This is a genomic window from Candidatus Chlorobium masyuteum (genome assembly GCF_011601315.1).
Lineage (GTDB): Bacteria > Bacteroidota > Chlorobiia > Chlorobiales > Chlorobiaceae > Chlorobium > Chlorobium masyuteum.
In genome coordinates this window covers 195,524-208,010 of the sequence record NZ_JAAORA010000001.1, presented here as the reverse complement: position 1 = coordinate 208,010, position 12,487 = coordinate 195,524, and the positions used below count along the sequence as shown (strand labels likewise).

Annotated in this window: 11 protein-coding genes and 1 pseudogene; 4 read left to right on the top strand and 8 right to left on the bottom strand. The window is 49.5% G+C overall.

Translation table 11 applies throughout. The features are described 5' to 3' along the window. Nucleotides 1-777, top strand: a complete 777-nt coding sequence (gene trpC, locus G9409_RS00890) for an indole-3-glycerol phosphate synthase TrpC (RefSeq protein ID WP_166807007.1) — start codon at nucleotides 1-3, stop codon at nucleotides 775-777. Here trpC and rpe read toward each other — a convergent pair. The 7 genes and pseudogenes from rpe to pheA form a co-directional block, all read right to left on the bottom strand. Next, entirely contained in the window at nucleotides 758-1,423 is a 666-nt protein-coding gene (gene rpe, locus G9409_RS00885) for a ribulose-phosphate 3-epimerase (RefSeq protein ID WP_166807006.1), read from the bottom strand. The genes trpC and rpe overlap by 20 nt on opposite strands. A 48-nt stretch (nucleotides 1,424-1,471) precedes the next feature. After that, entirely contained in the window at nucleotides 1,472-2,842 is a 1,371-nt protein-coding gene (locus G9409_RS00880; RefSeq protein ID WP_235923203.1) for a BamA/TamA family outer membrane protein, read from the bottom strand. A 519-nt stretch (nucleotides 2,843-3,361) separates the two neighbouring features. Further along, nucleotides 3,362-3,511: pseudogene (locus tag G9409_RS11975) on the bottom strand (POTRA domain-containing protein); the annotation flags it as partial. Between the two features lie 211 nt (nucleotides 3,512-3,722). Beyond that, nucleotides 3,723-3,950: a DUF2795 domain-containing protein gene (locus G9409_RS00875; RefSeq protein WP_006365518.1), complete on the bottom strand. Its 228-nt coding sequence runs from the start codon at nucleotides 3,948-3,950 to the stop codon at nucleotides 3,723-3,725. 20 nt (nucleotides 3,951-3,970) lie between these two features. Next, complete coding sequence (locus G9409_RS00870; protein ID WP_166807005.1) at nucleotides 3,971-4,750, bottom strand: M23 family metallopeptidase; 780 nt, start codon at nucleotides 4,748-4,750, stop codon at nucleotides 3,971-3,973. A gap of 82 nt (nucleotides 4,751-4,832) precedes the next feature. Then, nucleotides 4,833-7,667 carry a DNA polymerase I gene (gene polA / locus G9409_RS00865; RefSeq protein ID WP_166807004.1) on the bottom strand — a complete coding sequence of 945 codons (2,835 nt, stop codon included), beginning with the start codon at nucleotides 7,665-7,667 and terminating at the stop codon, nucleotides 4,833-4,835. Next, nucleotides 7,664-8,506: a prephenate dehydratase gene (gene pheA, locus G9409_RS00860; protein ID WP_166807003.1), complete on the bottom strand. Its 843-nt coding sequence runs from the start codon at nucleotides 8,504-8,506 to the stop codon at nucleotides 7,664-7,666. The genes polA and pheA overlap by 4 nt, the downstream gene beginning before the upstream one ends. A gap of 232 nt (nucleotides 8,507-8,738) precedes the next feature. On the opposite strand from pheA, the gene G9409_RS00855 reads away from it, so the two are divergent. The 3 genes from G9409_RS00855 (at nucleotide 8,739) to G9409_RS00845 (ending at nucleotide 10,709) form a co-directional block, all read left to right on the top strand. After that, a complete protein-coding gene (locus G9409_RS00855; protein WP_166807002.1) occupies nucleotides 8,739-9,491 on the top strand; it encodes a YebC/PmpR family DNA-binding transcriptional regulator in 753 nt (250 codons plus the stop codon). 7 nt (nucleotides 9,492-9,498) lie between these two features. Then, entirely contained in the window at nucleotides 9,499-10,065 is a 567-nt protein-coding gene (ruvC, locus tag G9409_RS00850; RefSeq protein WP_166807001.1) for a crossover junction endodeoxyribonuclease RuvC, read from the top strand. Nucleotides 10,066-10,154: 89 nt separating this feature from the next. Continuing rightward, entirely contained in the window at nucleotides 10,155-10,709 is a 555-nt protein-coding gene (locus tag G9409_RS00845; protein WP_166807430.1) for a CDP-alcohol phosphatidyltransferase family protein, read from the top strand. Between the two features lie 318 nt (nucleotides 10,710-11,027). On the opposite strand, the gene G9409_RS00840 is transcribed toward G9409_RS00845, so the two are convergent. After that, entirely contained in the window at nucleotides 11,028-12,431 is a 1,404-nt protein-coding gene (locus tag G9409_RS00840) for a bifunctional UDP-3-O-[3-hydroxymyristoyl] N-acetylglucosamine deacetylase/3-hydroxyacyl-ACP dehydratase (protein WP_166807000.1), read from the bottom strand. Nucleotides 12,432-12,487: the final 56 nt, after the last annotated feature.

Genomic DNA, 12,487 nt, shown 5'->3' with positions numbered 1-12,487 from the left:
ATGACCTACCTTACCAGGATTTTAGAGGAGAAGAGACGGGAGATAGCGGAGCTCAAAAAAGAGAAGCCCCTGCAGCGCTATATGGCGGAGCAGGGCTCTTTTGCTTTGTGCCGTGATTTTACTTCCGCCATCAGAAGAAGTGACGGCGGGGTAAGGCTTATTGCTGAAATCAAAAAAGCCTCTCCCTCGCGCGGTCTTATTGTCCACGATTTTGATCCTGCAGCGATTGCCGGTCGCTACCGGGAACTCGGCGCATCAGCCTATTCGGTGCTGACCGACCGCCAGTTTTTTCAGGGGTCGAACGACTATCTCCAGCTTGTCAGCCGTTCATTTCCGCTGCCGGTTCTGCGAAAGGATTTTATTATCGATGAAACCCAGATTTTCGAGTCACGCCTGATCGGCGCGGATGCCATTCTGCTTATTGTTGCGGCGCTTGACAAGTGTCAGCTCAGCGACTATCTCCAGCTTGCAGCTTCAATCGGACTCCATGTGCTTGTAGAGGTTCATGACCACAAGGAGCTTGATATTGCTGTTTCTTCCGGCGCGGCGATTATCGGCGTAAACAACCGCAATCTCAAGGACTTTTCAGTTGATATCCAGACCTCTGTAAACCTCCGGCCCTGCATTCCATCCGGCGTATTGGCTGTGGCCGAGAGCGGCCTGAAAACCGCTGCCGATATAGCTCTTATCGAGCAGGCATCTTTCGATGCCGTGCTGATAGGAGAGGGGCTGCATACCAGTCCGGAACTCACTTCGCTTACCTGGTCAAGGCCCTGATTTTTGCCGCTGTTTCTGCCGGGTTTGCAGCCTTGAAGAACGCGGTTCCTGCTATCAGCGCATCTGCTCCTGCTGAAACAACCTCCTGGGCATTTTCCTCCGTAATACCGCCATCAATAGCTATAACCAGCTCAGGATTGAGCCTTGTGCGCATGTTGTGCAGTTCTCTGATCTTTCCTATTGAAGAGGGGATAAACTTCTGGCCGCCAAAACCGGGATTGACCGACATCAAAAGGACGAGGTCAAGGTCGGGAAGAATCGATTCAAGCGTTGAGACGGGCGTTCCGGGGTTGATCGATACTCCTGCTTTTACCCCGAGACTTTTGATGAACTGAATGGTGCGGTGCAGGTGCGGGCAGGCCTCCTGATGAACGGTGATCTGGTGTGAACCGGCTTTGACAAACTCCTCAATGTAACGGTCCGGTGCAGCAATCATCAGGTGTGTATCGATGATCATGGATGTGCATGAAGCGATTGCCTGTACGATGATCGGCCCGAAGGTGATGTTCGGTACAAAGTTTCCGTCCATGATATCGCAGTGAATCCACTCTGCGCCCGCTTGTTCAGCGATCGCTATTGAGGAACGGAGCTCTGTGAAGTCTGCCGAGAGAATGGATGGGGCCAGGAGTGTTGAGTGTGCAGGCATGGTTGAACTTCTGTTGATCGTGAAAAAAATAACCTCATAATGAAATAATTAAAAAGCCTCTCCAATTCCAAAATTGAAGGTGTAGTCTTTCAGGCGCCATTGCGATATTCTCCATGGCCGGGCTTCAGCAGGATCATGGATTTTCCAGGCAAAGTCAAAACGGAAGGGACCGATCGGGGAGCCAATTCTGAACCCGGCGCCTGCATCCCAGGCAAAGTCTCTTCTCAACGAGCGAAGTGTCAGGGCGTAAGGCCCTGTTCGATCCCATATGTTGCCGATATCGGTAAAGAAGGTGACTCCAGATTGCTGCTTGAAGAACTTGAAGAATTTGAGACGGTACTCCATACCGAGCTCAAGCTTGATGTCCGCGCCGAAATTTGAGGCAGCTTCACTTGCACTTCTGCCGGGTCCAAGGGTGTTGAAAAGCCAGCCGCGCATACTGTTAGGACCACCGGCATAAAATCGCCGCTCTTCAGGAGTTGTTTCAGCCTTGCCGTATGGCCTCATCAACCCGAGACTCCATCTCCCGGCCAGCTGGCTGCCGGGTGAAAGGTTTTTGGCAAACCCCATACCTGATTCCAGCTTGAAATACTGTGAATAGGCAATTCCGAATATCTGGGGTTCACTGTCGGTAAAGCCTGCATACGATTTTTTATCAAGATAGTTGTCAACGAGCCATGCAAGACTGCCGGACTCTTCAACGAGCAGGTCGAGGTTCCAGATAGTTTTTTCGGGCAGTGTGTTCAAGCGGTTTGAGTAGTTATAGCGAAGCCGGAAGCTCTGGTTGACATGGGTGTTGAGCAGGCTGTCAATTCCCGCGTTGACTCTGCTCTCATTTGCCGGGTCTATGCCGATATTGCGGGCAAGGTCGGTTTTAAAGAGCTTTTTAAAGCCGCGAAGGGAGTCCTTTTGTACCAGTTCAAATTCAAAGAAGTCGAAATTCAGGCGGGATGAAGGGCCAAGTTTTGCGCTGTAGCTGCTGCGGAGCAGTCCGTTCCGGCTTGAGAGCAGTATCGGTTGAGTTATGGTTGCATATTCTGCCGTTACGGAATAGAAGTTTCCCGGTTTTTTAAGAACAGGCAGAAGCAGCCTGTTTTTCAGGCTGAACTCCCTGGGTGTTACTTTGTCGTATTCACCCGGAGCAAGGTTTGAAAGCAGTCTGGTGCTGCTGCCTGACTGGGTGCCGTATGCTGCCGTTGAAAGGAATTTTTCGGCGCCACCAAAGACATTTTTGTTTTCAAAGGCCAGTGCTCCTCCGAAAAAAAGCTCCCCGTACCGGTTATCCACCAGCAGTTTAGGCTCTATCTGGTGCTTTGGTGCGGTTTCCAGATGGAGTGTGGTGAAGAGCTCGCCGGCGCGGACCGAGTCCTGATTTATATAAATAGAGGAAAAGAGGTTTGTAATGCCAAAATTCTGCAATGTGTTCTGTTCAAGACTCTGGCGGGTTGTATCGCCCGGTCTGAATTCTATGGCTGAAACAATGAGATCCGGAGATATTTTCTGTTTGCCGATAATGGTGGTGTTGATCCCCTCTTTTGTATATGAATTTACTTTTGCGGTGCCGGTGTTTCTCGAAGAAGTGTTGACAACGACATTGACACTGCCATATTTGAGGCGTTGCGGCAGATTGAACCTGAACCGGACGCCGGCATGGGTTCCGACGGTATCAACCTTGATGCGTATGCTGTCTTCATGAAAGAAGGCATAACCGTACTCTTTGAAAAAGGAGATGGTGCGGTTTCGTTCTTCAATCAGCCGTTCAACGGAAAAAATATCGTTGACTTTGAGGCGTTTCTGATTGAGAAAGAGCCTCTGGAGTTCGGCGGGAACGGGCTCAAGGCCAATGTAATTGAGACTGTCTACTCTTGTCGGGTCGTTTTCGCGGATCCGGATGCTGATGTTGACTTTCCGGCCGTCTCCTTTTTTGTCAACGGTGGTGTTTATGTCACTGAAAAAATAGCCTTTGTAGGTGTAAAGCTTTTTTATGAGGGAGATATCCTTGTTGAACTCTTCGGGGTTGAATGGTTTTTTTGCCCCGCCAAAGAGCCCTAATCCGAGGAAGGATGAGTGTTCTGTGGTAGCAATGATCTGGCGGAGTTCATCCTCACTGATGGATTTATTGCCGGAAAAGCGAATGTTGCCGACAAAGGGCGTTACCGTTTCTCTGACTGTTTCAGAAGGTTCGGGAAGAGCATTTACCGGTAAGGCACAGAGGAGAAGAAGGGCAACAAGTGCGAAGACTTTTGCCCTTGCATAACGGGATTTATTTAAAAAAAAAACACTGGCTCCCTTTTTGGCTCTATGTTAATGGTTCTTCATCGCCGTACAGAAAGTCTTCATCTGTAGGGTAGTCAGGCCATATCTCATCAATGGTTTCGTACATATCGTCACTATCGGGAAGATCAATAAGGTTGTCAATTACTTGCTGGGGTGCGCCGGTTCTGTTAGCGTAATTGATCAGTTCATCTTTTGTTACAGGCCATGGAGCATCGGCTATATAACGGGCCAGGTCTAAATTCCAATACATACTGCGTCGATTGAATCGGTTTAAGAGTTATTACCACTCTCTTCGGCTGAAGCGTCCTTTGTTGTGATGAATTTATCCGGATTTGCTTCATCAAAGAAATAGGCGGTTGGATTTACGATGAGATTGTTTTTCCGCACTTCGTAGTGCAGATGCGGCCCGGTTGAAACACCTGTGTTTCCTGAAAGCGCGATGATGTCGCCGCGCTTGACTCTTTGGCCCTGACGTACCAGAGCTTTAGAGAGATGGCCGTAGATTGTTTTATAGCCGTAACCGTGATTGATGGTGATTTTCTGGCCATACCCCCGGTCATATCCCGAGAAAGCCACGATGCCGTCACCGGTCGATTTCACTCTTGATCCTTCTGCAGCAGCAAAGTCAATGCCTGAGTGAAAAAGAGGAACATTATAAATCGGATGTACTCTGACACCGAATTTGCTGGAAATTGAGCCGGAAAGCGGTTTGATATTGGGTATGCTGGCAAAAAAGGATGTTGGTCTCGGGTTATCTGATAGTTCTCCCGTTTCAGGTGCGCTTTCCCTCTGGCGTTCAATCTGCAGGATAAGGTGCTCAATCATCTGTTCTGTACTTGCCAGCAGTCCCTCGGTACTTTTGGGACTATCGCTGGTTTTTGTAGCGGCAGGCTGTTTTTCTTCCGCATGAAGAGGTCGGGGTGACTGGAGCAAGAGAGAGAGAAGCAGCAGGGCAAGAACAGGTGTGACTGAAAAAGGGGTGGAAAAGAAGGAGTTCTTCACTTTTCTGACGTATTCGTTTCGAATCATAAATCGTGTATTTGAAGACATGGGCTATCCGGATTATCACGCTGAGCATACAAGTCATTAATCGATTGAGAAGTATAAAAAAACTTTTTCTATAACCCAATGTTTAGTGGGCCTCCAGCCAGTTTTTTCCGATGCCGGTATCGACCTCTACGGGAACATTTTTTAACCCGCAAATTATTGCGGCATCAATCATTGCCTCTTCTATTAAGTCGGAAAGCGGCTCTTTTTCTTCATCAGTAGTTTCGAAGAGCAGCTCGTCATGTACCTGCAGAAGCATGACCGAATGCATGGAGCTTTTTCGCAGGCGCTCGCTGCAGAGGTTCATGGCACACTTGATGATATCGGCCGCTGTGCCCTGGATCGGTGTATTCATTGCTGCCCGTTCCGCCGCTTTCTGAATATTGGAATTGCGGCTGTTGAGATCAGCAATATAGCGGCGCCGCCCGAGAAGTGTCGAAACGTAGCCATCTTTTTTTCCGGTTTCGATAATCTCCTGCAAGGCGAGGAAGAGTCCCGGATATTTGGCTTTATAGGTATCTATTATAGCGATTGCCTCGGAACGGGGGATGTTGAGCCGCTTTGAAAGGCCGAAAGGCATGATGCCGTAGAGGACACCGAAGTTCACCTCTTTTGCCTTACGCCGCATATCCGGGGTTATCTCATCGGTACCGAAAATTACCCGGGCAGTTGCTGTATGGATGTCTTCACGGTTACGGAAGGCTTCAATGAGCTGCGGGTCTCCGGAAATTTCAGCAGCGATTCGAAGCTCAATCTGGGAGTAGTCTGCCGACAGCAGCCACTTGTCTGGTGATGAAGGAATAAAAGCCCTGCGGATCTCCTTGCCGAGAGGGGAGCGGATAGGGATGTTCTGCAGGTTCGGGTTTGATGAGGAGAGCCTTCCGGTTGCCGTGATAAACTGGTTGAAAGAGGTATGCACTCTTCCGGTTAACGGATTGACCATTTTCGGCAGTGCATCAATATAGGTTGTTTTGAGTTTCTGGAGCGTCCGGTATTCAAGCAGACTTGCTACAACGGGATGAAGCTCTGCGAGCTCTTCGAGTACTTCGACATTTGTTGAAAAGCCGGTTTTGGTGCTCTTTTTTGTGGGAAGACCGAGCACATTGAAGAGAATATTGGAGAGCTGCTTCGGTGAATCGATGTTGAAGGGCGCGCCTGAAGCTGCGTAGATCTTTTCCGTCAGCAGTTCAAGTTCTTTTCCGACCGCTTCGGAGGTCTTTTCAAGATGGGGGGTGTCGATACAGATACCGGCATGCTCCATGGAGGCAAGTACGCTGACCAGCGGAAATTCAATATGCTCGCATAGCCAGAGAAGCTGCGCTTCTCCTTCGAGTTTTTTGCGGAAGATGTCCTCAAGCTGCAGGGCAAGATCGGCATCCTGACAGGCGTAGTCGGAGAGTTGTTCGGGCTCCACATCGAAAATATGCAGTTTTGCTTTTCCGCTGCCTGTGAGCTCCTCAAAGGTAGTCGTTTTGTACCCGAGATGGCGGGCTGCGAGGTCATCGAGATTGTGCTTCTCCTCCGGGTCCAGTACATAGCTGGCCAGCATGGTATCGAATCCGACAGGCGTGAGATCAATTCCGTATTTCTTCAGAACAAGAATATCGTATTTGAGGTTCTGGCCGGTTTTCGGGAGTTCAGGGTTTTCAAGCAGCGGCCTGAGGAGCTCAAGCGCAGTCTGAGGCTTCAGTGAGCTGTTTGCAAGTGCGATAAACCGGGCTTTACGGGCCTCAGTGGAGATTGATATGCCGGCAAGTTCAGCTTCAAAGGTGTTGAGGCTGGTTGTTTCAGTATCCACCGCGATTCGGGGTGCGTCCTGAAGTGAATCAATGAGTGCCTTCAGCCCTTCCTCTGTAGTGATTACGCCATAATCTGCGCCGGTTCGGGGTGAGTGCAGTTCCGGCTCTCTTTCAGCGAGGGTACTGTCCGTACCGTCATGCGGACCAGCCTCGAGGGAAGCATGTTCCATGATCTTCGGAAAGACGACAGGAAGCCGTCCGATAACGGTTTTAAGCTCCAGTCTTTTCAGGAGCGGTATCAGCAGTGTAAGGTCCGGCGAGCCGCAGGCAAGCTCTTTCAGGGTGAGGTCGATCTGTAGATCCGTGCGAATGGTGACGAGCTGCTTTATCAGGTCGAGTTGCGGCTGAAACTCTTCAAGAGTGAGTCGGTTTTTTGGTGAGAGATCACCGAGATGGAGGTAGATATTCTGCAGGGAGTCGTATTTGCCGAGCAGTGTTGCTGCGGTTTTCGGCCCGATCCCTTTTGCTCCGGGGATATTGTCGGAGGTATCTCCGGTTAGTGTCAGCAAGTCGGTAAATCGCTCGGGAGAAACCCCGAACTGTTCGGCAATCTCGCTTCGGCCGAGCAGTTCAAGTTCATTCTGGTTTTTACCGGGCCTCAGGATGCTGACTCCGTCCCGGACCAGCTGGGCAAGGTCCTTGTCCGGCGTGACGATAAAGACCGCGCATTCCGGTTGAAATATCCGTGCGGCTGTGCCGATAAGATCGTCGGCCTCGTATCCGGGGATTTTGATGAGCGGAATATCGAAAGCTGCAAGCAGCTCGAAGACGGCATCGAGCTGGCTGATGAGATCTTCGGGCGGAGCGGAACGGTTTGCCTTGTAGAGCGGGTAGAGATGGTGACGGAAGGTTTTTTCACGGCTGTCGAATGCTGCCGCCAGGTAGTCGGGCTTATAGGTTTCAAAGATTTTCAGCAGCGCTGTGGCAAATCCATACACTGCTCCGGTCGGCTTTCCGTCACGACTGGTCATCCCTGCCCGCTGGAGGGCAAAAAAAGCCCGATAGAGCATGGCCATGCCGTCGATCAGAATGAGCTTTGGTTTTTCAGCAGCCGGTTTTGGCGGGGCTGCCGCTTTTTCCGCACTGCCGGAATGGAAAAAATCAAGCTGTTTGCGGCTCATGATGCAACCACCCCGTAACTGCCAAGCACATTGACCATGGTTGCGAATTCGCGGAGATGGCAGAGGGCGTTATGGATATTCGGGTCGCTCTGATGTCCGGTAAAGTCAACATAGAAAAGATACTCAAACGCTTTTTTCCGAAATGGCCGCGACTCTATTTTTGTCATATCGATACCTCGCAGGGCAAAGGTTGCCATGGCTTTGAAAAGTGATCCCGGTTCGTTCGGCAGGGTGAAGGCTATGGATGTTTTGTATTGTGCGGAGTCCGTTCCGGTTTCGAGCTGAAGTGCAACAGTGTTCTCTGCATGCGAAATACAGAAGAATCGGGTAATATTCCACTCTTCGTCTGCCAGGTTCTCCTGCAGGATCTGGAGTCCGTAGAGTTCGCCGGCTCTTTTTGATGCAATGGCCAGTTTTGAGGGATCGTTGTCAGCAGCAATTATTTTTGCGCTGCCGGCAGTGTCATAGGCCACTTCAGCTTTAACTTCTTTGTGTGCTGCAAAGAAATTGCGGCACTGTGCGAGTGCCTGGGGATGGGAGAGTACCCTTCTTGCATTCGCTATGGTTGAGCCGTGAATGCCGAGCAGGCAGTGCTCCACCTTGACAAAGGTTTCGGCTGCAATAGTGACCGGATGCTGGAGGAGCAGGTCGTAGTTCTGATGAATGCTGCCTCCGAGTGAATTTTCAATGGGGATAACCGCGAAATCGGCCGCGCGGTTTTCGACGGCAGCAAATACCTCTTCAAAGGATTCGAAGGGTTTCGGCTCTCCAATCCTGAGGGCGGCAATTTCACTGTAGGCGCCGGGTTCGCCCTGGTAGGCTATGATCAAGTTTGTCATTATTTGTTCTTGTGATTACCTTGTATGGATCACGATCTATTCTCTTTCGCGATATACCGGTGTGCCGGGATCTCCTCCGGTTCCGGTATTCCGGTTGACTTTTTTAACAATGCTCCGGAGTGATAAATAGTGATTCCTTTGTACTTATGCCGTTGGATTTCATTTTATTTAAAGAAAATAAATCTATTATCATAGACGGGTGTTTCCGGCAATTATAAATCAGCAGTTTTTTATGTCTGGACATAGCAAATGGGCTACTATTAAAAGAAAAAAGGCGGCCACCGATCAGAAAAGAGGAAGCCTCTTTACCAAGCTGGTCAAAGAGATTACCATAGCAGCAAAAATGGGTGGAGGGGATCCAAACGGTAACCCCCGGCTCAGGCTTGCTATTGATACGGCAAGGGCTAACTCCATGCCGATGGACAATATCCAGCGTGCAGTCAAGAAGGGTACCGGCGAACTGGAGGGTGTGACCTATGATGAGATCACCTATGAGGGTTACGGTCCGGCAGGGATTGCCCTTATTATTGAAACGGCAACGGATAACCGCAACAGGACTGTAGCTGATATCCGTCATATCATGAGCCGTAATAACGGTTCTCTGGGCGAAAGCGGCAGTGTGGCATGGATGTTCCAGCGTAAGGGAACGGTTGATGTTCTGAAGTCCGCAGCCGATGAGGATCAGCTTATGGAAATTCTGCTTGATGCCGGCCTTGAGGATCTCAGTGATGATGATGATAACTACTATACCGTCATTACCGATGTCAGGCAGCTTGAAGATGTCAAAAAAGCACTTGATGAAGCCGCTATCGCATATGAAAATGCCAAGATTGATCTTCTTCCCGAAAACTATATCGAGCTTGAAGCCGATGATGCAGAGAAGGTGATCAAGTTGATTGATGCACTTGAAAACAATGATGATATCCAGGCCGTATACAGCAATATGGAGATCAGTGAGAGTGCCATGAACAGCTTGAACGGGTAGGCCCGGAATGGTTGTTCTCGGGATTGATCCCGGAAGCCTGATCACCGGTTACGGCGTTATTTGCCAGGAGTCAGGAGTGTTGAGGGTTCTTGCATCCGGAGTGATCCGGATGCAGGCCACCAGAAGTCATGCAGAGCGTATCGGTCAGATTTATCGTGAACTTGATGCTCTTATCACTGCATTTACTCCTGACAGGGTTGTGCTTGAGACTGTTTTTTTGAATAAAAATGTGCAGTCGGCTCTGAAGCTTGGCCAGGTGCGTGGTGCGGTGATTGCTCTGGTCATGAACCGTAACCTTGTTCTTCATGAGTATGCACCGCGTGAGGTCAAATCCGCAGTGACCGGAAGAGGCTCGGCAACCAAGGAGCAGGTTGCCTTTATGGTTGGAAGATTACTTGGCCTCAATCCGGTGCCCGAGCCGTTTGACGTTACCGATGCTCTGGGTATAGCATTGTGTGATCTGCTTCGGGGTGAAAGCAGGGATCGTGTAATACCGCAGCGAAAGTCCCGTTCCGGAGGGAGCAGCTGGTCGAAGTTTGTCACCGAATCACCAGATCTGGTTATCAGGGGCTGAACCGGAGTTACCGGTGATCTATGGCTGTCAGGGAGAGCATAATCGAGCAGTTTAATCCAGAGAGCAAGCTGAACCATAAATCCTATACTGTGGAAGGTCATATCATCAATCTGCCGAATTTTCTCAGTGTATTGAGAATAATACTGATACCCTTTTTTCTTTATTATTTTCATACCGGTCAGATCAATACCGCTATGGTTATCATGATTGTAGCTGTTTTGAGCGACTGGTTTGACGGCCAGGCTGCCCGTTGGACCAATGAGGTTTCGGATATGGGGAAAATTCTTGACCCTCTTGCCGACAAGCTCTGCCTTGCCAGTGTGGCTATCTATTTTCTCTGGATCGGTGAGCTTCCCCTCTGGTTTGTGCTTTTTGCTGTTCTTCGTGATATTCTGATCTTTATCGGTGCAGCCTATGTCCGGTTACGCCATTCAGTTGTTACCACATCTCTCTGGCCGGGGAAATGGGCCGTTGGATTTGTCTCCATGATGTTTATTGTCATGGTCTGGCCTCATCCGATTTTTGTCCGCTATCCGCTGAAGGAGGTTTTCCTCTATCTCTCCACCATCATGCTTCTCTACTCTTTTATCCAGTACTGTTTGAGATTCTACAGGATACACAAGGGCCAGGACTATCTTGCCTGACCGGAGTCGGGAGTTACCGGTTTTACGGTACTCTCATTATTGTCTTCAGGGTATTGATAACTTTTTTTGAAAAGTGATAGTTAAGGCCGTTTAGTTTTATAAATAGCTATTATAAAAGGGAATACAGTTCTTAACGGACTTTATGTCTGCTTGTCAAAAATGTTGATAACTTGTGGATGGAATGTTGAGTTGCGTTTTTGCAAGCGCCTTCAGCTATTTTTTCAGCCGATTACGTTGTGCTTGACGGGGATTGAGTGATGCAAAGAGAGAGCCCCCCTCCGGGGACAGGACGGGGGCTTCATACATTAAAAAAGCAGGTTATTTACTCTTCTGTACAACGGTCGCCATGAGTGAGGCTTCGCATACCAGCTCCCCCCGTACATAGGCTTTAGCGTCGAACTGGCAGACATTTCTGCGCTTGTTGGTCATGATTGCTTCAATGACAAGCGTGTCGCCGGGAAGCACCGGTTTGCGGAAACGTGCCTTGTCGATTCCCATAAAGTAGACAACACTCTCCTTGATATTGTCATTGCCGTTAAGCATCATGATGCCGCCTGTCTGGGCCATGGCTTCAAGGATAAGCACTCCCGGCATGATGGGGTTTCCGGGGAAATGGCCCTGGAAGAATGGCTCGTTCATGGTGACATTCTTGATTGAAACAATTTTTTCGTCAAGTTTGAACTCGACGATTTTGTCAATCAACAGGAATGGATAGCGATGCGGAAGGATGTTCTGAATGGCATTGATATCAAAAATGACACCGGCTTTTTTCTCATGCTGGAACTGCCGGGCGAGCTTGTTGCGATCGGCATATTTTTTCAGCTGTTTGACAAATTCAACATTTGATGCGTGACCCGGCCTTGCGGCAAGAACCTGGGCTTTCAGCGGCATGCCGAGCAGGGCGATATCTCCGAGAAGATCGAGCAGCTTATGGCGGGCAGGCTCATTTTTAAATCGAAGCTCCCTGTTGTTGAGTATGCCGTTTTTTCCGAGGATGAGGTTTGCGCTCTCAATACCGAGTTTTTCGCCAAGAGCACTCAGCTCCTCCTGCTGCATGGTTTTATCAATAATGACGATTGCATTGTCGATATCACCGCCTTTGATGATACCCTGATTGGCGAGTGCTTCGACTTCACTGAGGAAGCAGAATGTTCTGGATGCCGAAAACTCTTTTACGAACTCCTGCTCAAGATCAAAAAGACCGGAGTGCTGGGAGCCGAGCGCCGGATTTTTGTAGTCAACCATGACCGTTATTCTGAAATTGTCGAGCGGCAGAGCAACAATATCCACACTGTTTTCTGCATCATGGTACTCTATGGTCTCATCTATGACAAGGTAGTTTTTTGGTTCCTCCTGCTCAAGGAAACCTGCACCAAGCAGGGCTTCGGCAAAGGGGTGTGAACTTCCATCCATTACCGGAGGCTCGGGCCCGCTCAGTTCAATACGGCAGTTATCGATCTGAAGGCCGTAAAGTGCGCCAAGAACATGTTCAGTGGTATGAACCTTTACACCGTTCAGGCCGATGGTTGTGCCACGGAGAACATCAACCACATTCTCGATGAGGGCAGGTATTTCGGGACTGTTTTCAATATCGGTCCGGACAAAACGGTAGCCGGAGTTGACCGGGGCCGGTTTGAAGGTGATCATACACTCCTTGCCGGTGTGTAGTCCGGTACCCCAGAGAGAGACCTCTTTTTGCAGTGTGCGCTGATGAATGAGCATAGTGTTCTTGTTGCTCCTGACGAGTCTGCCGTACAGGAAATGAAGTGGAATTATTG